At 63.0% G+C, this 20,283-nt stretch carries 24 protein-coding genes and 1 pseudogene; 19 read left to right on the forward strand and 6 right to left on the reverse strand.

Features of this window, described 5'->3' with window-relative positions; translation table 11 throughout:
• Positions 1 to 20 precede the first annotated feature (20 nt).
• From NKH99_RS12960 to NKH99_RS13005, 10 genes and pseudogenes are all read left to right on the forward strand, one after another.
• Positions 21 to 1,124 carry an inositol-3-phosphate synthase gene (locus NKH99_RS12960; RefSeq protein WP_352488477.1) on the forward strand — a complete coding sequence of 368 codons (1,104 nt, stop codon included), beginning with the start codon at positions 21 to 23 and terminating at the stop codon, positions 1,122 to 1,124.
• Entirely contained in the window at positions 1,121 to 1,717 is a 597-nt protein-coding gene (locus tag NKH99_RS12965; protein WP_352472876.1) for a histidine phosphatase family protein, read from the forward strand. Before NKH99_RS12960 ends, NKH99_RS12965 begins: the two co-directional genes overlap by 4 nt.
• 14 nt (positions 1,718 to 1,731) lie before the next feature.
• Positions 1,732 to 2,835 (forward strand): CgeB family protein, encoded by a 1,104-nt coding sequence (locus NKH99_RS12970; RefSeq protein ID WP_352472875.1) that lies wholly within the window; start codon positions 1,732 to 1,734, stop codon positions 2,833 to 2,835.
• Complete coding sequence (locus NKH99_RS12975) at positions 2,835 to 3,635, forward strand: nucleotidyltransferase family protein (protein ID WP_353014353.1); 801 nt, start codon at positions 2,835 to 2,837, stop codon at positions 3,633 to 3,635. The genes NKH99_RS12970 and NKH99_RS12975 overlap by 1 nt, the downstream gene beginning before the upstream one ends.
• Positions 3,636 to 3,637: 2 nt before the next feature.
• Positions 3,638 to 4,399 carry a TIGR04290 family methyltransferase gene (locus tag NKH99_RS12980; protein ID WP_352768295.1) on the forward strand — a complete coding sequence of 254 codons (762 nt, stop codon included), beginning with the start codon at positions 3,638 to 3,640 and terminating at the stop codon, positions 4,397 to 4,399.
• Positions 4,392 to 5,324 (forward strand): glycoside hydrolase 5 family protein, encoded by a 933-nt coding sequence (locus NKH99_RS12985; RefSeq protein ID WP_352768292.1) that lies wholly within the window; start codon positions 4,392 to 4,394, stop codon positions 5,322 to 5,324. Before NKH99_RS12980 ends, NKH99_RS12985 begins: the two co-directional genes overlap by 8 nt.
• 20 nt (positions 5,325 to 5,344) lie before the next feature.
• On the forward strand, positions 5,345 to 6,409 hold the full coding sequence (locus NKH99_RS12990) for a glycosyltransferase family 4 protein (protein ID WP_353014354.1): 1,065 nt from the start codon (positions 5,345 to 5,347) through the stop codon (positions 6,407 to 6,409).
• A 7-nt stretch (positions 6,410 to 6,416) separates the two neighbouring features.
• On the forward strand, positions 6,417 to 7,406 hold the full coding sequence (locus NKH99_RS12995) for a GNAT family N-acetyltransferase (protein WP_352971105.1): 990 nt from the start codon (positions 6,417 to 6,419) through the stop codon (positions 7,404 to 7,406).
• Between the two features lie 59 nt (positions 7,407 to 7,465).
• A pseudogene (locus tag NKH99_RS13000) lies at positions 7,466 to 8,167 on the forward strand (class I SAM-dependent methyltransferase); the annotation flags it as partial.
• Positions 8,168 to 8,392: 225 nt separating this feature from the next.
• Positions 8,393 to 8,611, forward strand: coding sequence for a hypothetical protein (locus NKH99_RS13005; protein ID WP_023676213.1), 219 nt, complete (start codon positions 8,393 to 8,395; stop codon positions 8,609 to 8,611).
• A 188-nt stretch (positions 8,612 to 8,799) separates the two neighbouring features.
• Here the strand turns inward: NKH99_RS13005 and NKH99_RS13010 are convergent, their stop codons facing one another.
• Together NKH99_RS13010 and NKH99_RS13015 are read right to left on the reverse strand one after the other, a co-directional pair.
• Positions 8,800 to 8,928 carry a hypothetical protein gene (locus tag NKH99_RS13010; RefSeq protein ID WP_352451525.1) on the reverse strand — a complete coding sequence of 43 codons (129 nt, stop codon included), beginning with the start codon at positions 8,926 to 8,928 and terminating at the stop codon, positions 8,800 to 8,802.
• A gap of 50 nt (positions 8,929 to 8,978) precedes the next feature.
• The gene (locus NKH99_RS13015; protein WP_352488584.1) at positions 8,979 to 9,542 is read right to left on the reverse strand and encodes a sigma-70 family RNA polymerase sigma factor; all 564 of its coding nucleotides are present in this window, start codon (positions 9,540 to 9,542) and stop codon (positions 8,979 to 8,981) included.
• A 316-nt stretch (positions 9,543 to 9,858) separates the two neighbouring features.
• On the opposite strand from NKH99_RS13015, the gene NKH99_RS13020 reads away from it, so the two are divergent.
• The 3 genes from NKH99_RS13020 to NKH99_RS13030 all read left to right on the forward strand — a co-directional run bounded on the left by NKH99_RS13020 (position 9,859) and on the right by NKH99_RS13030 (position 10,909).
• A complete protein-coding gene (locus tag NKH99_RS13020) occupies positions 9,859 to 10,062 on the forward strand; it encodes a hypothetical protein (RefSeq protein WP_292657608.1) in 204 nt (67 codons plus the stop codon).
• A gap of 61 nt (positions 10,063 to 10,123) precedes the next feature.
• A complete protein-coding gene (locus tag NKH99_RS13025) occupies positions 10,124 to 10,528 on the forward strand; it encodes a DUF982 domain-containing protein (protein WP_353014355.1) in 405 nt (134 codons plus the stop codon).
• Positions 10,529 to 10,561: 33 nt separating this feature from the next.
• Positions 10,562 to 10,909 carry a DUF982 domain-containing protein gene (locus NKH99_RS13030; protein WP_352818916.1) on the forward strand — a complete coding sequence of 116 codons (348 nt, stop codon included), beginning with the start codon at positions 10,562 to 10,564 and terminating at the stop codon, positions 10,907 to 10,909.
• Here NKH99_RS13030 and NKH99_RS13035 read toward each other — a convergent pair.
• The 4 genes from NKH99_RS13035 to NKH99_RS13050 all read right to left on the reverse strand — a co-directional run bounded on the left by NKH99_RS13035 (position 10,897) and on the right by NKH99_RS13050 (position 13,216).
• Positions 10,897 to 11,394 carry a hypothetical protein gene (locus tag NKH99_RS13035; RefSeq protein ID WP_352768279.1) on the reverse strand — a complete coding sequence of 166 codons (498 nt, stop codon included), beginning with the start codon at positions 11,392 to 11,394 and terminating at the stop codon, positions 10,897 to 10,899. The genes NKH99_RS13030 and NKH99_RS13035 overlap by 13 nt on opposite strands.
• An 84-nt stretch (positions 11,395 to 11,478) precedes the next feature.
• Positions 11,479 to 12,111, reverse strand: coding sequence for a LysE family translocator (locus tag NKH99_RS13040; protein WP_353014356.1), 633 nt, complete (start codon positions 12,109 to 12,111; stop codon positions 11,479 to 11,481).
• Positions 12,112 to 12,115: 4 nt separating this feature from the next.
• Positions 12,116 to 12,301, reverse strand: coding sequence for a hypothetical protein (locus NKH99_RS13045; protein ID WP_352971112.1), 186 nt, complete (start codon positions 12,299 to 12,301; stop codon positions 12,116 to 12,118).
• 84 nt (positions 12,302 to 12,385) lie between these two features.
• Entirely contained in the window at positions 12,386 to 13,216 is an 831-nt protein-coding gene (locus NKH99_RS13050) for an SIR2 family NAD-dependent protein deacylase (RefSeq protein WP_502900039.1), read from the reverse strand.
• A 306-nt stretch (positions 13,217 to 13,522) separates the two neighbouring features.
• On the opposite strand from NKH99_RS13050, the gene NKH99_RS13055 reads away from it, so the two are divergent.
• From NKH99_RS13055 to NKH99_RS13080, 6 genes are read left to right on the forward strand one after another with little or no spacing between them, the layout of a single operon-like run.
• The gene (locus NKH99_RS13055; protein WP_353014384.1) at positions 13,523 to 15,316 is read left to right on the forward strand and encodes a methanol/ethanol family PQQ-dependent dehydrogenase; all 1,794 of its coding nucleotides are present in this window, start codon (positions 13,523 to 13,525) and stop codon (positions 15,314 to 15,316) included.
• The gene (locus NKH99_RS13060) at positions 15,297 to 16,160 is read left to right on the forward strand and encodes a substrate-binding domain-containing protein (protein ID WP_352451521.1); all 864 of its coding nucleotides are present in this window, start codon (positions 15,297 to 15,299) and stop codon (positions 16,158 to 16,160) included. Before NKH99_RS13055 ends, NKH99_RS13060 begins: the two co-directional genes overlap by 20 nt.
• Before the next feature lies 1 nt (position 16,161).
• Entirely contained in the window at positions 16,162 to 16,695 is a 534-nt protein-coding gene (locus NKH99_RS13065) for a c-type cytochrome (RefSeq protein ID WP_352768271.1), read from the forward strand.
• Positions 16,692 to 17,708, forward strand: a complete 1,017-nt coding sequence (gene coxB, locus NKH99_RS13070; RefSeq protein WP_352768269.1) for a cytochrome c oxidase subunit II — start codon at positions 16,692 to 16,694, stop codon at positions 17,706 to 17,708. Before NKH99_RS13065 ends, coxB begins: the two co-directional genes overlap by 4 nt.
• Positions 17,705 to 19,681 (forward strand): cytochrome c oxidase subunit I, encoded by a 1,977-nt coding sequence (gene ctaD / locus NKH99_RS13075; RefSeq protein ID WP_352768266.1) that lies wholly within the window; start codon positions 17,705 to 17,707, stop codon positions 19,679 to 19,681. Before coxB ends, ctaD begins: the two co-directional genes overlap by 4 nt.
• Positions 19,678 to 20,283 (forward strand): cytochrome c oxidase subunit 3, encoded by a 606-nt coding sequence (locus tag NKH99_RS13080; RefSeq protein ID WP_352457412.1) that lies wholly within the window; start codon positions 19,678 to 19,680, stop codon positions 20,281 to 20,283. Before ctaD ends, NKH99_RS13080 begins: the two co-directional genes overlap by 4 nt.

Consider the following 20,283-nt stretch of genomic DNA (forward strand, 5'->3'; position numbering starts at 1 on the left):
ACAGCATAGGCAGCGGTTTCGTGGGATCGAAGAAAGTTCGGATCGGAATAGTCGGCGTCGGCAACTGCGCCTCCTCCCTTGTTCAGGGCATCACCTATTACCGCGACGCAAGAAGCAATGAGCCCATACCCGGGCTGATGCATGCCGATCTTGGCGGCTACCATGTCAAGGACATCGAGGTGGTCTGCGCTTTCGACGTCGCCAAGGGCAAGGTCGGACGCGATGTGGCCGACGCGATCTACAGCGCGCCGAACAATACTTTCCGCTTTGCCAATGTAGCGCCTACCGGCGCCCGCGTCGAACGCGGACCGACGCTGGATGGCATCGGCAAATATCTGCGTGACGAGATCGTGGAGGCCGACGAACCCGTCGCCAACATCAGCAAGATCCTCGCCGAAAGCGGCGCCGAAATCCTGGTGTCATATCTGCCTGTCGGTTCGGAGGAGGCAACGCGCTTTTATGCCGAGTGCGCGCTCGAGGCGGGCTGTGCCTTCGTCAACTGCATACCCGTCTTCATCGCCTCGCGGCCGGAGTGGCGCCGGCGCTTCGAGCAGCACGGCCTGCCGCTGATCGGCGACGACATCAAGAGCCAGGTCGGTGCGACGATCGTCCACCGGCTGCTCGCCAACCTGTTCCGCGAGCGCGGCGTGCGCATCGATCGCACCTACCAGCTCAATTTCGGCGGCAACACCGACTTCCTCAACATGCTGGAGCGCGAGCGGCTGGAATCGAAGAAGATCTCAAAGACGCAATCCGTCACCAGCCAGATCGACGTTCCCCTGGAGCCCGGCAACATTCACGTCGGGCCGAGCGACCATGTCCCGTGGCTGACCGATCGCAAGTGGGCCTATATCCGGGTCGAAGGCACGACCTTTGGCGGCGTACCGCTCAATGCCGAGCTCAAGCTGGAAGTGTGGGATTCGCCCAATTCGGCCGGCGTCGTCATCGATGCGGTGCGTTGCGCCAAGCTGGCGCTCGACCGCGGTATCGCGGGCGCGCTGACCGGTCCCTGCAGCTATTTCATGAAATCGCCGCCCGAGCAGTTCACCGACGCGGAAGCGCGCCAGCGCACGCTCTCTTTTATCGCCGGCAAGGACGAGCCGATGCTCGATGCCGCGGAATGACGACGACGTTCTTTCTGGTGCGCCACGCCGCGCACGACAATGTCGGCTGTTATCTTGCCGGAAGGATGGCCGGCGTTTGCCTCGGCGAAGCCGGCAAGGCACAGGCCTCGCATCTGGCAGACCGCATGGCACGTGAGGCGATAGCGGCAATCTTCTGCAGCCCGCGCGAACGCACGCAGGAGACTGCCAATCCGATCGCGCTCGCCTGCAATGCCGGTGAAATCGCGATCCGCGAGGAGATCGATGAGATCGACTTCGGCACCTGGTCGGGGAAGACCTTCGAGGAGCTGAACCAGGATGCCGACTGGCGGGTGTGGAACGACCAGCGTCAGCAGGCGAGAACACCGAGCGGCGAGACCATGCTGGACGTGCAGCAACGCGTCGTCTCATTGATCGAGCAGGTCCGCGGCACCTACCAGAACCAGGGCGTCGCACTGGTCAGCCATGCCGACGTCATCAAGGCCGCCGTGTGCAAGGTGCTCGGCCTGTCGCTGGGGAACTGCTTTCGCTTCGATATCGACCCAGCCTCGATCACCACGGTTGTTTGGGGGGACTGGGGGTCGAAGCTGATCAGACTCAACGAAGCTGCCTGACGAGGAATTGCCGGATGCGCATGGCTATTTTCGGTCTTACCGTGACATCGTCGTGGGGCAATGGGCACGCCACACTGTGGCGCGGATTGATCCGGGCGATGGCCGGGCTGGGCTGGTCCATCACCTTCTTCGAACGCAACACTCCCTATTATGCCGGGACGCGCGACCTCGATCAGTTGGATGGCGGCAGCATTGTCCTTTATCCGGACTGGCAGGACATCCAGAGCGTTGCCGAGCAGGCGATGAGTGAGGCCGATGTCGTCATCGTCACCTCCTATTGCCCCGATGCCGTGAGCGCGTCGCGCCTTGCCCACCAGGCCTGCCGCGGACTGAAGGTGTTCTACGATCTGGACACGCCGGTGACGCTGGCGCGGATCGAACAAGGTGAGCCTCCGGCCTATTTCGGGCCGGAAGGGCTTCGCGATTTCGATCTCGTGCTGAGCTACACGGGAGGAACCGCGATCGACGCATTGAGGTCGATGCTGGGTGCGCGCCACGTCATGCCGCTCTACGGCCATGTCGATCCAGAGCGACACCGGCCGGCTCCGCCCAGGCCGGAGTTTGCCGGCGACCTTTCCTATCTCGGGACCTATGCGGCAGACCGCCAGGCCGGGGTCGAGAGGCTGCTGGTCAGTCCGGCTGCGCGCCTGCCGGAGCGCCGCTTCATCATTGGCGGCGCACAATATCCGCAGGAATTCCCGTGGAGCGACAATATTTTCTTCGTCCGTCACCTGCCGCCCGCCGACCACCCCGCCTTCTTTTCATCATCACGGCTGACTCTGAATGTGACCCGCGAGGCGATGGCAGAAAGGGGCTGGTGCCCATCCGGCCGGCTGTTCGAAGCCGCCGCTTGCGGTGCCGCGATGGTGAGCGACACATGGCCGGGACTGGAGGCCTTTTTCCGGCCCGGCGAAGAGATCGTCGTGGCGAACAGCACCGACGACGTGGTCGCCGCGCTCGACCTGTCCGACGCCGAGCTTGACGCCATCCGCCGTCGAGCGCGCGAGCGGGTGCTGGAGGAACACACCTCGGCACGGCGCGCGAAGGAATTCGACCGCATCCTGTCCGATGCACTGCACGGCTCCACGCATGGCGAGCCGTTGAAGGAGGCAGTTTGATGTTGGGCATCGTGCCCGCAGCCGGACGGGGAAGCCGCATCCAGCCGCTCGGCTTTTCGAAGGAGCTTCTGCCGGTCGGCAGCCGCATCGACGGCAACACCGAGCGGCCTTGCGCGGTCAGCGAATACCTGGTGCGCCGCATGGTGCGCGCGGGGGCCGACAAGATCTGCTTCGTCATCGGCTCGGGTAAGTCGGATATCCTCGAATATTATTCTGCCGGCTATGCCGACGCGACTGCGCTGTTTGTGGTGCAGCCCTCTCCGGTCGGCCTTTGCGACGCCATCTTCCGTGCCGCACCGCTCGTCACAGCCGATGAGACCGTTCTGGTCGGGTTGCCCGATACGATCTGGTTTCCCGAAGACGGCTTCCTGGCCCTCCCGGACGACGGCCTGTCCTTCCTGCTGTTTCCGGTGGACCAGCCGGAGTTCTTCGATGCCGTCGTTGTCGACCAGGACGGCCGGGTGAAGCAAATCCAGGTCAAGCAGCAGAATGCCCAATCGAACTGGATCTGGGGTGCGTTCAAGATGCCCGGCCGCACCCTTCACCAGCTCGCCGCGCTGTGGCGGGAACGGGACCGGTGCGACGAATATATCGGCACGCTGGTCAATGCCTATCTCGCCGCCGGAGGTGATGCCTGTGGCATCAAGGCTGGCACCGCCTATGTCGACGTCGGCACCTTCAACGGCTACCGCACCGCACTTCGCCTGCTTGAAAGCGCCGCCGGTACCAGGGACGATCAAGTCGACATTACGCTGGCCAGCCACCAGCACGTCCCTGTCCTCGCAGGCGAAAGAGGCTAGCCATGCTGCATTCCGATGCCGAAATCCGCCGCCGTATCGATGCGCTCGGCCCATGGTTCCACAATATGGAACTGGCCGGCATCGAAACCGCTCCCGACCATTTCCTTGGCAACTATCCGCTGATCAAATGGCGCAAATTCGCCGACGCCATTCCCGCCGATCTTTCCGGCAAGGCGGTGCTCGACATAGGCTGCAATGCGGGTTTCTATTCGATCGAGATGAAACGCCGCGGCGCCGGCCGCGTGCTTGGCATCGATTTCGATGAGGCTTACCTGGCGCAGGCGCGCTTTGCCGCCGAGGTAGCAGACTGCGACATCGAATTCCGGCAGCTCTCGGTCTACGACGTTGGCGCCCTGCATGAGCGGTTCGACATCGTGCTGTTCATGGGCGTGCTCTACCATTTGCGCCATCCCTTGCTCGCACTCGATCTGATCCGGGAGCACGTCGCCCGGGACCTGATGATCTTCCAGTCGATGCAGCGCGGCAGCACCAACGTGCCGGCGCTCGAGCAGAATTATCATTTCTGGACCCACGACCTGTTCGACCGGCCGGAGTTCCCAAAGCTGCATTTCATCGAGCATCGCTATGCCGACGACCCGACCAACTGGTGGATTCCCAATCGCGCCTGCACCGAAGCCATGCTGCGCAGCGCCGGCTTCGAGATCGTGCTGCAACCGGAGCAGGAGGTCTATTTCTGCCGCACCGGCGACGTGCCTGCCGGCGGCGCCGCCGTCTACCCGTCGAAAGGACAGATAAATGATTGAAGCCGCCATGATCTGGAACGAGCCCAACAACAAATCCCACTGGGATCCCGAGCTCGACCCCGACTGGAGTCGCTTCGCCGCTACGGCAATCCTGGCCGCCGACGCGATCGCGTTGGAGAATCCGGCCTTGACCAAGGTCCTTGGCGGCATCTCGCCGATCGATGCCGGCTTCATGACACGGATGAAGGAATTCGGCGTGCTCGATCATGTCGACGCAGTCGCCGTGCACGGCTTTCCGCTCGACTGGAACCTCTGGCAGATCCACGAATGGCCGCAGAAGATCGGCGAGATTTCGGCTGTCACCGATCTTCCGGTATGGGTCAGCGAGGTCGGCGTGTCGACCTTCGGCGCCGAGGAGGTACAGGTCTGGGGCCTGCGCCGGACCGCGGAATTGCTGATCGGCAACGCACCGCGCATCCAATGGTACAGCCTCTACGACCTGCCGCGCGAGTGGGAAGCGACGACGCGCCATCGCGAGGCGGAAGGCTCGTCTTACTACCGCCATTTCTACATGGGCCTGCTCCGCCAGGACGGCACGCCAAAGCCCGCGCTCGAGGAGTTCCTGCACCACACGCCGGCAATGGGACTGGTGCAGTGGTTCCATTTCGAAGATCACCGGCTGGACGATGCCGTTGCCTGGATGAAACGCCTCGGCGTCACCAATCTGCGCACCGGGCTTTCCTGGGCCGACAGCTTCAGGCCGAACGCACTTGACTGGTTCGACCGGCAGATGGAAGCTTTGGCCGACTTCGACGTGACGGTTACTTTCTGCTTCACGCCGGAACACCGCGGAATGATGCCGCACCACAGCAGTCCGCCGCTGGTGCCGGAGGAATTCGCCGACTTCTGCGCGGCAATGACGCGCCGATATGCCGGCAGCATCGCTGCCCCTTCGGTCGGCAGGCTGCGCGCCTCCGCAGCGTGAGGAGCTTCGGCTCTCCAGCCATGACGCTCACCATCCTCAACGTCGCCTATCCCCTCGCCCCGGTCGGGCCGGATGCGGTCGGTGGTGCCGAGCAGGTGCTGTCGATGCTCGACCAGGCGCTCGTACAGGCCGGACACCGCTCGATCGTGATCGGCTGCCAGGGCTCGACCGCTGCGGGTGTCCTCATCGAGACGCCGGCCGAACCGGGCGTGCTCGATGAAGCGGCGAAGCGCCGGGCGCAGCGTGCTCATTGCGCCGCAATTGCTACCGCACGCGCTCGCTGGCCAATCGACGTGGTCCATTTGCACGGTATCGATTTCGATGCCTATCTGCCGGGCGACGGGCCGACATTGGTGACCCTGCATTTGCCGCTCGACTGGTATCCGGCCGACGCTCTCAATCCGGCGCGGGAGGATCTGTGGCTGCATGCGGTATCGGCGGCTCAGCAAAGAACCGCGCCGCCGGGAGCCAGGCTGATTGGGCCGATTCCCAACGGAGTGGACGTCGACGCGCTGAGCGAGCCGCAGGCCAAACACGACTTTGCGCTCGTGCTCAGCCGCGTCTGCCCGGAAAAGGGCATCCATCTGGCGCTCGACGCAGCCAAGAAGGCCAGCGTGCCGCTGGTCATCGGTGGCAAGGTCTACCCCTATGAAACTCACACAGCGTATTTTCGCGACGAGGTCGAACCCCGGCTGGACGACCGGCGCCGCTTCCTTGGTCCGCTCGGCTTTGTCGCCAAGCGGCGCCTGCTGAATACAGCCCGCTGCCTAGTCATCCCGAGCCTTGCCGCGGAGACCAGTTCGCTCGTCGCAATGGAGGCGCTCGCCTGCGGCACCCCCGTGGTGGCCTTCCCGAATGGCGCACTGCCGGATGTGGTCGAGCACGGCAAGACCGGGTATCTGGTCGGGGATGTCGACGAGATGGCCGAAGCCATCGCTGCCGCACCCAGCCTGGACCCCGAGACCTGCCGAGCCGAGGCGCGGCGGCGCTTTTCACTCGACCGCATGGTTTCCTCCTACATGGACGCCTATCGGGCGCTGGCACGGCTCGGCACAGACAGCGGGCAGCTCGCGACGGCGAGGTGAGCAGGACATGCTCCGCAGTCAGATCATCGACGATCCGGCGGACCTCGAAGCCCTCGAGCCGCACTGGTGGGAACTCTGGTCGCGCAGTCCCTCGGCGACGCCGTTCCAGTCTCCCGCATGGTTGCTGCCATGGTGGCGGACATTTGCTCCCGGCGAGCTGGCGACGGTCGCCGTCTGGCGTGGCGACGATCTGGTCGGCCTGGCGCCACTCTATCTGGAACGCCACGACGCCGGCGCGCGATTGCTTCCGCTCGGCATTTCGTTGAGCGACTATCTGGATGTCCTTTGTCTTCCCGAGATGGCCGAACCGGTCGGCGCAGTCATCGGTGGCGCCGTTCTTTCCGTCGGCTGGTCACAGTGGATCTTGCAGGATCTGCCTCCCGGCGGCGCCGGCCTTGCCATCAGGCATGCCGCGCTCGAATCGTGCCAACCCGTCGGTCACGCCGCTTGCCCGGTGCTCGCCCTCGCCGGCGACCAGACGCTTCAAGGCTGCGTTCCGGCACGGCGGAGGCGCCAATTGCGGCGCGCCCACAGGGCCGCGTCGAGACGCGGCAGTGTCTCCATCGAACCCGCTTTGTCCGATCCGCAGACATTCATCGACCACCTGATCCGCCTTCACCGCGCGCGCTGGGCCGGACACGGCGACGGCGTTCTGTCCGATTCCCGCGTTGAAGCATTCCACCGTCAGGCGCTGCCGCAGCTGGTCGCACAGGTGCTTGCCCGATGCTGGCTCATCACGATCGGTAACGCGATCGTGGGCGCCTATTACGGGTTCCATCATCGTGGCCGCGCTTGCGCTTACCTCGGTGGCTTCGATCCGGCCTATGCCGAGGAAAGTCCTGGCGCGCTGCTCATCGGCCAGGCGATAAGGCAGGCGATCTGCGAAGGCGCGGAAGAGTTCGATTTTCTGCGCGGACAAGAGGCCTACAAGTACAGCTGGGGCGCCGTCGACCGGTGGACGATGCGCAAGATCTGGACGCGGAGCAAAGGGCGATGAGCGCGACGCAGCCAGGATCTCGGCGGTCGATATCAGCAAGGCGGGTGCTGGAGGATTGCATGGCAGACGGTGCCGGCGTCGAAGCCGTCATCGCCAGGCTGGCTCTCCGTTTCGAGACAGGAATCGATGCTGCAGAATTGGCGAAGATTGCGCAAAACACGCACTCGGCTGACCCGCGAAACACGGCAAAACTGCAACGGATTGCCGACCTGCTTCGGCGCAGGCCCGAGATCTTCGCCACGCTGCGCAAAACAGGTGGTGCCGTTCGGCACGAGCGTGGCGAGGACGAGACCGACGATGCGGTCGTCAAGCGGCTGGCGGCCGGGTTTGACGCGGCGGCGGCGATCTCCCCGGCGGCGAGCGTCCAGCTGTCATCGCTGGGCAATGAGGAAAAGCTCTCTGCCGCTACGGCTGAGATCGTTGCATGGCTGGAGAGGCGAGGCTTTACCGGTACCGACTACGACATACTGGATATCGGCTGTGGTATCGGTCGCTTCGAAAGCGCGCTCTCCGCTCTATCGCACCGGCTCGTCGGCAGCGATATATCCCCAGCGATGATCTCGATCGCCCGCCGGCGATGCGCCGGGCTCGGCAACGTAGAATTCCGCCCTACGCGCGGTTTCGATCTTGCCGATTTTTGCGATGCCAGCTTCGACCGCGTGCTGGCCGTCGACAGCTTTCCCTATCTGGTGCTGGCCGGCCTTGCGGAGCGACATTTCGTGGAAATCGCGCGCGTGCTGAAGAGGCCGGGCATGGCCGCGCTTTTGAATTATTCATATCGCGGATCGCCGGCGCTGGATCGCGCCGATGTCCATAACTTCGCCAATGCCAATGGCATGCAAGTCCTCGTCGACGGCGAAAAGCCGTTCCGGCACTGGGACGGCGATGCCTTCCTGCTTACGATTTCCGGCGGAACATTGCGGCCCAACGATGGTTCGGATGCCGAACGGGAAAAGCCGCTATTCGACAGTATGAAGGAGAACAAGATGGCGTCCGGCAGCAAGAAGCACATCGGTCGCGGCAGTCACGGCAAAGGCGCTGGCGCTGGCGCGATGACCGATCTTCCCAAGGACAAGATCGGAGAGAACGCCGTTCTGTCCAACAGAGACAAGAAGCAGCACACCAAGGAGCGTGGGCTCGACGGCAATCGGGTCAAGTCCGAGCAGTACCAGGATCATTCAGCGGATCGGCGGCCTGAAGACTGATCGTTGCGGCAGCATGTGGCTTGCGGCCGGCGAGCAATTGAAACACCGCGAGAACCCAACCGCTGACGAAGCTGTGCAAGGACCGAAGCCGGTCGCATGGACGCCCTGCAAATTCTTGCAAACTCGCACTGTTGCCACCAGAGTGAGGTGAAGGGACCAACATTTGCCAAGAGAACGCGATGTCTCGCTCAAGGGAAGATTCCGTCAGCACGCGTGCCGATCTGACGATAGACCGGGAAATCGCTTCCTTGCTTGCGGCCATCGAGCAGGAAAGGGTTCCTGACCGGCTGACCAAACTTGCGATCGAGTTGCAGCATGCGCTTGTCGAAAGGCGCTTGCGCGAGACCAGCAACTAACGTGACGTGTATTAGCGGCGCCTCTCGGCTTCGAAGTCCAGTTGTCCTTCGGACAGATAGCTGCGCCTTTCCATCAGGGTTTGCGAGGAACTTTCGCCAAGGTATTCCAGCACGCCGGCGCGTGCCCTGTTGAGCCGGCTCTTCACGGTTCCCACCGCGCAACCGCATATTTCGGCCGTTTCCTCATAGCTGACGCCCAGAACGCCTATCAACATCAGAACCTCGCGCTGGTGCTCAGGAAGGCTCTGGATGGCCTGGTGGACCTCCTTGCCCTGCACGGACCATTCCTGCGTCGCTTCCGAGATCGGCCGCAGCGAAGCGCAGTCGAGCAGGCCGGGCGCTTCCCTCACCGCGGCCCTGACACGCGTGTAGTAGGTGTTGCGCATGATCGTGAAGAGCCATGACTTCATGCGCGTTCCAGCTTCGAACTTGTCAATGTTAGCCAAGCCCTTGGTCAGCGTCTCCTGGACCAGGTCGTCGGCATCATCGGGGGTGCGGCAGAAGGTGCGGGCGAAAGCCCTCAAAGCGGGTATGAGGTCGACGATGGAAACTTCTTCGGTTTCGCGAGTCGCCAAGGCGTAGGCTGTAGGTGGCAATGGTCCAGCTCCCGTCCAGAATGAGTTCGTGAGCGCAGACCAGTTAAATGCATTGGGCGAAAGATCGTTCCGGTTGGCGAAAGCACCCGGCTCCAGACACCGGAGAGGACTTGGCTGAGCAATCCCGGCGACGGCGATATTTTTGACGGAACAACCATCGGGATCGCGGAGTTCAAAATCAAGGTCGTCCGACAAATTCGCGCGCCGACATTTGGCGCGTCGAAATGCGATCTCGCAGCGAGCCTTGGCTGCGACCTCAAGGGCGGCCCGCCACCTCAAGAAACAGGAGGAGTCCATGACAGGAAACAAGCACGCCAAAGGCAAAACGCCGGCCGATAGCGATCTTGCCAACGATCCCGGCATCGGCAGTTCCAGGGGCACGATCAAGGAGGGCGACCGGCTCGATCAGGGCAACAATACGTTCGAAGGCGATGTCGAGAACGACACCACGCCGCAAGGCGGTATCAATCCCCGGCAAAAGATGCGGACCAACAAGTGACCGGCTGCGCACGATCGAACAAACCTGCTGCAACCCGTGCAGCAATCCCGCGTTAAAGAGCATGAGCCTCGTGTCCGCCCCGGACGTTGATGCGACAGGCTCTTTCGCGGAGACACAGATGACAAAAAAATCGTTTGGCCGCCCCGTTCCAATTCTCGTCGGCCTTGGTTTCCCTCGCCATGTCGAGAATATCTGGCAGGCCTATGACGTCTTAAACGAATGGCCGAGCCGCGGTCCGGCGCACAAGGCGGCGTTCGACGCCTGTCGCGCCGGGCTGGCTGACGAGGTCGACGTCGAGGCGGTGCGCGCGGCGTTCGATACATTCGCCCGCAAGGCGGGCATTCTGGCCTACGATATCGCAGCCGAAACACCAGCACGCCCCACAACAGCTGCGAAGGCCCACGACGCTTGGCTGAAACGCCCATCGGACGGCCGTGTAGACCCTGAAGACGCCCAGCTTGCTTGAAGCGACCACCTTGGTTGAACCGGGAGGAATACGGTGCTGAGAACAGAGTTCGATACCCCTGTTTGCATCTATTTCGGCAAGCCTGGGCGATCGCGATTGGTCAGTTCCGTTTTCGAAGCAGTACATTGCCTGAAAAGCGAGAAATGGCCGGCGCGCAATGCTCCGCTGGCGCAGGCGGCCGCTGATGTATTGAATCGCGCCCGGACCGGTGAAATTACGGCCGCCAAAGCGCGGCAAGCATTTGTCGACGCCGCTTGGGAGGCGAACATTCTTGCCGAAGGCGAGCCGCATGACGCGCGTGGCCTGACAGCCTTCATGTCGGACAGCGGGTGCACGCTGCTTCCCGGCAGTTCCGTCCAAAGCTTGGTTTATCGCGAATGATTGGCGTTCTCGGCCTTTTTCTCGCGCTGCTGCCTGAGGACCTCGTCGGTTCCGACCAGCTTCTTCGATCCGCCGGGAATCGCGGTGGACACAACAGCCGGTGGGTCGCTTGCCGGGAAAGAATCCTCCAGACCCGCCTGCAACTGGTCTTCCAGCGTTTGCGGCTCTTCAGACCGGCCGGGGGTCCTTCTGGTATCTACGTTCTCCAGCGGCTGCTTCATGTCCGGTGAAGACTTGACCTCTCGAATCCAGCCGTAGAGCTGTTCGATGGCAAATTCCTTCATCGCATCAAAATCGGCTTTTTCGTCACGCGATGCCTCGATTTGGTCGACCATCGTCTTCTCGAACCGGTCGAGATTATCGTTTCCGCAGGCCCGGCAGAGACGTACCAGCGCCTCGCGCAGTATGAGTGGCGCAAAATGCGCCGTCGCCTCAAGCCTGAGCTGCTGCAAACGCTCCGGGGTAGCGGCTTGGAACTTCGACATGTTCGACCTCTCGCCTTGTGGAGCATGTCAACGAAAATTGTCGGCGGATGTTCCATCGGCGGTGGCCGGTGCATCGCTTGATCCTCAGCGGTGCGCGCCACCGATTGCCATGCGGATACCGAGACAGACGACGAAGCAGCCTGCCACGCGCTGCTGCCAGAGCCTTACCTTCGGGCGTTTCATGACCCAGGTCCCGAGCGTGCCGGATGCGAGTGCATATGTGCCCAGCACCAGCACACCGGTCATTTTCTGGGTGCCACCGAGCAGCAGCAATTGCAGTGTGACCGATCCGCGCGCGGGATCGACGAACTGTGGAAGGAATGCCACCATGAAGGTTATCGGCCAGGGATTTATCAGATTGGCGATCATTCCTTCGCGTGCGGCCACAAGCGGCCCGACACTGCGGGGCTCCTCGACGGCGACGCCGGCCGACGGCAGCAGCACCAGACGCGATCCAAGCCAAACGAGATAGGCTGCGCCCATCCATCGAAGCATGGCAAAGGCAAGGGGCGATGCCTGGAGCAGCGACGATATGCCGAGGGCAAGGAGTGGCAACTGGACCATGCCGGCGCCGATGGTCATTCCCAGGACGGTGAACAGGGCAACGTCACGGCCCTGCCCGATGCCACGCGCCATCACCAGCAGACTGTCAGGCCCCGGCGGCATCTGCATCAGAATGACCGTCCCGAGAAAGGCCGCCCACGAGGCAGGATCCATGCCGCTACTTCGCCCCGGTTTCGTAGGAGGCCTTCGCGCCGTCCTTCAACCGACCGGCATCTCGCATCATCTTGAGCGCCTCGTCCCTGGTCAGGCCGCACCTGCGGGCAAAGAAAATGACCTCATAGGCCTGCTCGGCCGACAGGCCCTCTTTGGCATGCACTCTGCGCTTGTGTTTGCCCCCGCTCATACAGGCTTGATCCCGTGAGACTTAGCCTCCCCAACTCACATTGGGCCAACCGGTTCCCCACTGCTTCGTCGCTGCGCAGGCTTTTCAGGCGCCGTCGGGCCGGCCCACCCTATCCTTGAGTTCGTTCAGGAACGCGAGCAGCGCGTCCTCAGGATCGTCGGCCTCTTCGGTCAGCATATCGATGCCCCAGCGGCCGAGAACAGCCTCCTGGACGATGCTCGGCTGCGACATGAAGATGAAGGATTTCGGACGGCTCTTCTCGTAGCCCGACCGCCGCCAGGTCTGCCAAAGCCTGTGCAACAGCAGACGGATGTTCATATCGGACATGCTGTAGCCGATGAACAGGATGGTGCGCCCGAGCGCGTCAGCGCGAAACTTCACGTCGAGCGGCGAATCGAACGAAAGCCGGTCGAAATAGTCGGTTTCCGCCAGGACCAGCGACTTGTCGTCGTCGAAATCGCCGTGGAATTTGATGATCTGGGTGACCTCGCCTGTTGTTTTGGGCAAGTCCTTTGCATTGGCCACTTTTACAAAGGGCCGGCCATGGATCTCGAAGGCAACCTCGAGGTTGCGATCATAATTGGTGGTGTAGATGATCGGAAAATCGAGCGATACGATCAGCTTGTGGATTGCCGACCGCTGCACTTCTTCCCGCGATACGCTCCATTCGCGATCCATCCAGCTGCGCAAAGGGCCGAGGCTCCCCTGCTTCAGCCGGTAGTATTCGGCAAGCGCCTGATAGCTGGCCTCCGGCGCACCGATCGTATCCTCGTCCAGACCGAGCTCTTTTTGCATGTGTTCGATGAGCTTTTGCCAGGACGGCAAGCCGACGCTCATCGACACCCCGGCTCCAACGAACAAGATAGCTCGTCGCTCTTTCACCGATTGAGCCAGTTGCTCGACTGCCGACTGCATTCGACACAACTGCGATAGGTGCCGCTCCGTTCCAGCCGAGCCGGACCACCGGGAATAGATTTACTTCCGACTTGAGTGCTAACATTCGGATCGGCTGTGCCGAGCGCCCGGCCGCCGACTTTGGCCAACCGAATCCGACATTTATTTCGTTGCATCTGGCACTTCTGCGCCGCTCACGCGTTGGAGAGTGTTCAACAAACACGGCGCAGCTGCAGCTAATGGAGCTCTGCGCCAATGAGGCAAGCGCGACTGGTGGCGGCGAAAAATAGGGTGCCTGGCAAAAGGGGAAAGAGGCCATTGGCTGCGATGCTGGGATGGACGCTGCTGGCAGGCTTCGCGCTGACTACCGCGGCGGTTGCTCAGTCAACGTCAAGCTTTGCGATAAATCCGCCTGCCGCAGCTGCTCCGCCCGACGACGGCCAATGGGCGATGCCGGCAAAGAACTACGCCTCGACCCGTTACAGCGAACTTGCGGAGATCACCGAAGCCAACGTCAAAAACCTGCAAGTGGCCTTCACCTTCTCGATCGGCGTCAACAAGGGTCAGGAGGCTGCGCCCCTGGTGGTCGGCAACACGATGTACATCGTGACACCGTTTCCCAACATCCTCTACGCGCTTGACCTTACCAAGCCCGGCGCGCCAATGAAGTGGAAGTTCGAGCCCAATCCCGAGCCTGCGGCGCAGGGCGTTGCCTGTTGCGACGTGGTCAACCGCGGTGCAGCCTTCTTCGAAGGGCACATCTATTTCAACACGCTCGATGGCCACACGATCGCCGTCGATGCGGCCACCGGCAAACCGGTCTGGAACACTCATATCGGCAACATCAATATCGGCGAGACCATCACCATGGCGCCGCTGGTGGTGAAGGGGAAGGTACTGGTCGGCAATTCCGGCGGCGAAATGGGCGTACGCGGCTGGATCAAGGCGCTCGACGCCGGTGACGGGCACGTCGTCTGGACGGCCTACAATACCGGCCCGGACGCCGAGGTGCTGATCGGCCCCGATTTCAAGCCGCATTACGACATGGACAAGGGCAAGGATCTCGGCGTGACGTCGTGGCCGCCCGACGCCTGGAAGATCGGCGGCGGCAATGTGTGGGGCTGGATCTCCTATGACCCGGACCTAAACCTGATCTTCCATGGCACCGGAAATCCCGGTCCCTGGAATCCGGATCTGCGGCCCGGCGACAACAAATGGACCGCCGGCATCTTTGCCCGCGATCCCGACACCGGCGCAGCCAAATGGTTCTATCAGTGGACCCCGCACGATTTGCACGATTACGACGGCATCAACGAGCAGGTGCTGCTCGACATGACCTGGCAGGGCAAGCCCCGCAAGGTGCTGGTCCGACCGGAACGCAACGGCTACGTCTATCTGTTGGATCGCACCACAGGCGAGGTCCTCTCGGCAGTCCCCTTCGGGCCCGTCAATTCCAGCACGGGCGTCGACCTCAAGACCGGCCGGCTGATTGTAAATCCGGACAAGAAGACCGGCACCGGCAAGGTCATCCGCGACATCTGTCCGACCGCATCGGGCCTCAAGGACTGGCAGCCTTCGGCATTCTCGCCCAAGACCGGTCTGCTCTACATCCCGCACAACAATCTCTGCATGGACGAAGAGGGCGTCGAGGTGAATTACATCGCCGGCACGCCCTACGTCGGCATGAACGTGCGCATGATCCCCGGGCCGGGCGGCAATCGCGGTGCTTTCACCGCCTGGGATGTCGCCGCCGCCAAGCCGGCGTGGAGCCTGAAGGAGAACTTTCCGGTGTGGAGCGGCGCCGTCGCCACCGCCGGCAACGTCGTGTTCTATGGCACCATGGAAGGCTGGTTCAAGGCGGTCAGCGCCAGGACCGGCGAACTGCTGTGGCAGTTCAAAACGTCGTCCGGCATCATCGGCCAGCCGATCACCTATCGCGGCCCGGACGGGCACCAATATGTTGCGATCCTTTCGGGTGTCGGCGGCTGGGCCGGCGCGATCGTATCCGGCGATCTCGATCCGCGCGACGCCACCGCCGCGCTCGGCTTTGTCAACGTCATGAAGGATCTGAAGGATGTAACCACGCCGGGAGGTACACTGTATGTGTTCCGGCTCCCTTGAGACGACCGGCCGAGTTGCGCGCGCACGGAGAAAATCTTCCCGGCGGGTTGGCGCCGCGGTCGGCGCACTGGCGCTCTCGCTCGTCGCCGCCGTTGCCGATGCGCGCGAATTGAGGATCTGCGCTGATCCCAACAACATGCCGTTCTCCAATGCCGCCAGGCAGGGCTTTGAAAACAAGATCGCCGAACTCGTCGCGACGGAGCTTGGCGCGACTGTTTCCTACACATGGTGGGCACAGCGCCGTGGCTTCGTCCGCAACACGCTGAAGGCCGGGCTATGCGATCTGGTGCCCGGCGCGCCCGCCAATCTTGAGATGCTGCGCACCACCGCGCCCTACTACCGGTCTTCCTATGTGTTCGTGACACGCAAGGATGCGCCGGAAATCACGTCCTTCAACGATCCTCGCCTGCGCGATCTGCACATCGGCGTCCAGCTGATCGGCGACGATGGCGCCAACTCGCCCCCCGTCCAGGCGCTTGGCCGTCGTGGCATCGTCGGCCATCTCATCGGTTTCCCCGTCTATGGGGACTATTCGGCGCCGAACCCGCCAGCGCGCATCATTGAGGCGGTCGCGAATGGCGACATCGATATGGCCGTCGTCTGGGGGCCGTTGGCCGGCTACTTTGCATCCAGGCAGAAGGTGGCGCTGCGGATCACGCCGGTTTCGCCGCGCGTGGACGGCCCGCAACTGCCGATGATCTTCGACATCTCGATGGGAGTGCGCCGTGGCGACGATACGCTGCGCAGCGAGGTGAACGCCGCCCTGACCAGACGCCGCGCCGAGATCGACGCGATCCTGGCGACCTACCAGGTGCCCCGCCTCGATCCTGTCGGAGCGCCTTGAAATGAAGCGAGGTCTTCTCTTTCTGGTGTTCGCAATCCTCGCGGTTGCCGCTTGCCAGCGTGAGGAACGCGACACGCGTCCACAATCGGCGCTCGGCTCGGGCGATCAACCGGCAGCCGTGACTGCCCTCGAGCCGGGCGGCCAACGGCCGACCTCGTCCGACAGCAAGGCCGGCGTGTTCGAGGCCAACGCCTTCCACCTCAGCGAGGGCAAGCGTCTGTTCAACTGGTTCAACTGTTCCGGCTGCCATGCCAATGGCGGCGGCGGCATGGGCCCGGCGCTCATGGACCAGAAGTGGCTCTATGGCAGCTCGATCGAAAGCATCCACGCCACGATCAGGGACGGCCGGCCAAACGGCATGCCGAGCTTCCGCGACACGATCCCGGATGACCAGATCTGGGAGCTTGCTGCCTTCGTCCGGGCACTGAGCGGCAACGCACCGTCCTCCACCGCGCCGGGCCGCGACGACGACATGATGCCCCATCCATCCGAGAATCGCCTGCCGGACGCCACGACGCTGGGGAAGTCGCCGTGAGCCGCGGTGTCTGGACGGTGGGCGGGTGCACGGCCTGCATCCTGCTCCTTGCAGGGTGCAGCGGCTGGCAATCCGCGCTCGACCCAAAGGGCCCGGCCGCGGGCGAACTCGCATGGCTGATCTGGTTCTTCACAGCACTCTGCACGGTGGTCTGGCTTCTGGTGATGGCCGTGCTGATCGTGCCATTGGCCCGGCGCCCGGCGCCGGTCGGCGATCCGCTTGTCCTCGACGCTGCCGCCGAGCGCAGCAAGATGCGAATTGTCGTCGCCGCACTCGCCGCTACCGCTCTGATCCTGGTCGGCCTGACGCTGCTGAGCTACTTCGCTAACCGGACGCTCGCCGCCATCGGCTCGGATGCGGCGCTGACGATCCGGGTGACCGGGCATCAATGGTGGTGGGAGGTGCGCTACGAAAACGATCAGCCGAACCGCATCCTGACGACCGCCAATGAAATCCACATTCCGGCGGGCGAGCCGGTGCGGCTTGTAGTGACCTCGACCGACGTTATCCATTCCTTCTGGGTGCCGAACCTCTCGGGCAAGCTGGACCTTATCCCCGGCCACGAGAACGTTCTCGATCTGAAGGCGGACAAGCCCGGCGTCTATCGCGGGCAATGCGCCGAGTTCTGCGGCGCGCAGCATGCCAATATGATCACCTTCATCATCGCCGAACCTCGGCCCGTCTTCGATGCCTGGCTGAACGATCAGCTGCGGCCGGCGGCCGCCCCCGTGTCGGCCGAGGCCAAAACCGGTCACGACCTGTTCCTCAAACGGCCATGCGTGATGTGCCACAAGATCGGCGGCACCATCGCCGGCGGCACGGTCGCCCCAAACCTCACGCATATCGCAAGCCGGCAAACGCTCGCTGCCGGCACGCTGACAATGAGCCGCGGCAATCTCGCAGCCTGGATAGCCAATCCGCAGGGGATCAAGCCAGGCGCCCACATGCCGGTGGTGCGACTGGACGGGGACGAACTGAATGCGATCGTCGCCTATCTCGAGGGCCTGAAATGAGCAGCGCCGACGTGGCCCGTGAGCGTCGGCTTGCCGGCGAGCGTGCAGCGGCCGGCAAAGGAGACCTGGCCCCCGAGCGCGACGGTCCTCGCGACACCGGCCTCGCCGACTTCAGCCTTGACCGCTGGCTGGCGCGGACATGGCAGACGGCACCGGGCATCATCGGTGCGCTCTCGAGCGTCGACCACAAGATTGTCGCGCGGCGCTACCTGATCACCGCTTTCGCCTTCCTGTGCCTCGGTGGCCTCAGCGCCGTTGCCATGCGCATCCAACTGTCGGGGCCGGAGCGCGGGCTGATCGGGCCCGACCGCTACAACCAGCTGTTCACCATGCATGGCGTGACGATGATGTTCCTGTTTGCGGTGCCGATCGTCCAGGCGACCGGCATCTACCTCGTGCCGCTGATGGTCGGCACCCGCAACATCGCCTTTCCGCGCCTCAATGCATTCAGCTTCTGGATTTATCTCTCCGGTGGCCTCTTCGCCTGGGTGTCGTTTGCACTCGACATGGCGCCCGACGTCGGCTGGTTCTCCTACGTGCCGCTGTCCGGTCCTGAATTCGGGCCAGGCAAGCGTTCCGACGTGTGGGCGCAGATGATCACCTATACCGAAGTGTCATCGTTGGCGGTTGCGGTTGCCACCATCGTCACCGTGCTGAAGCAACGCGCGCCGGGCATGTCGCTGGACAAGATTCCGCTCTATGTCTGGGCGATGCTGGTCACCTCCTTCGTGATCGTGTTCGCCATGCCGGCGGTCATGATCACGTCGACGTTCCTGATCCTCGACCGGCTGGTCGGCACCCATATCTTCAATCCCGCCGAGGGCGGCGACGTATTGCTGTTCCAGCACCTGTTCTGGTTCTTCGGCCACCCCGAAGTCTACATCATATTCCTGCCGGCTACCGGCATGGTGTCCTCGATCATCGCCGCTTTCGCCCGGCGTCCGGTATTCGGCTATCTGGGCATGGTACTGGCCTTGATCGCAGTCGGCTTTCTGTCGTTCGGCCTGTGGGTTCACCACATGTTCGCAACCGGTCTGCCCAAGCTCGGCGCGAGCTTCTTCACCGCCTCGAGCATGCTGATCGCCATCCCGAACGGGCTGCAGATCTTCTGCTGGCTGGCGACATTGTGGGACGGACGCCCGATAATCAGGACGCCGCTGCTGTTCATGTTCGGCTTCTTCTTCACGTTCGTCGCGGGCGGCCTGACCGGGGTGATGCTGGCGTCGGTGCCATTGGACCTGCAAGTGCACGACACCTATTTCGTGGTCGCGCATTTCCATTACGTGCTGATCGGCGGGTCGGTGTTCCCGCTGCTCGGCGCGACCTATTTCTGGTTCCCCAAGATCACCGGCCGGATGATGAGCGAACGTCTCGGACGCTGGCACTTCTGGCTTGCCTTCCTAGGCTTCAATGCGGCGTTCTTTCCGATGCACATTGTCGGCCTGTGGGGTATGCCGCGGCGGGTCTACACCTATCCGGTGGAACTCGGCTGGGGCAACATCAACCTGTTCATCACAGCCGGCGCGGTCATCCTGTTCCTAAGCTTCGTTCTGTTCACTATAAACCTGGTGTACAGCGCCTCGAGGGGCGCCCCGGCGGGGGACAATCCCTGGAATGCCGGCACGCTGGAATGGGCGACGATCTCTCCACCGCCGAGCTATAATTTCGCTCGGATCCCGGTGGTTACCCACGCCGAGCCGCTCTGGGCCGAACGTGACACGCTGCCTGTCGCGACCGGGCTTCGCGTCGACGCGCGCGAACTTGTCATTTCGACCGTGGCAGAGGCGCATCCAGATGTGCGCGAGAAGTCGGCGACGCCGTCGATCTGGCCATTGTTCGCCGCGCTCGCCGTCGGCGCCACCTTTCTATATTCGATCTTCAGCCCGTGGGCGGTGGTCTGGGGAGCCGGGCCGATCGCCATCACTTTGATCGGTTGGTTCTGGCCGAAAGGCGATCCGGAGGATGAGGAATGAAACAGCGTCCTGCCGCCGATCTTTCCAAACTCCCGACCTTCGGGATCGGACCGCGCAGCCCGACCTGGTGGGGCACTCTCGCCTTCATGGCGCTGGAGGGCACCGGCTTCGCGCTCGCCGCAGGCACCTATCTTTACCTCGCCTATCTATCGCCCAAATGGCCATTGGGCGTGCCGCCGCCCAACCATTGGCCGGGCACCATCGTCACGCTGTTGCTGCTCGCCAGCGTGGTGCCCAATCACATACTGAACCGCTACGCCGAAGCCTGTGCCATGGTGCCCGTGCGCATCGGCCTGATCGTCATGTCGCTGCTCGGTATCGCACCGCTTGTCGTGCGGTGGTTCGAATTTCCGGCCCTCAACATTTATTGGGATACCAATGCGTACGGCTCGATGCTGTGGGTCCTGCTCGGCCTTCACACAACGCACCTGATTACCGACGTCGGCGACACGCTGGTGCTGACGGTCCTGATGTTCACGCGCCATGGCTATAGCGGCCGGCGTTTCGGGGACGTTGGCGACAACGTCTTCTACTGGGATTTCGTGGTCGCGACCTGGATCCCGATCTATCTGTTGATCTACTGGATGCCGAGGCTTGACTGA

Source organism: Mesorhizobium sp. M0854 (genome assembly GCF_040319815.1).
Classification (GTDB): domain Bacteria; phylum Pseudomonadota; class Alphaproteobacteria; order Rhizobiales; family Rhizobiaceae; genus Mesorhizobium.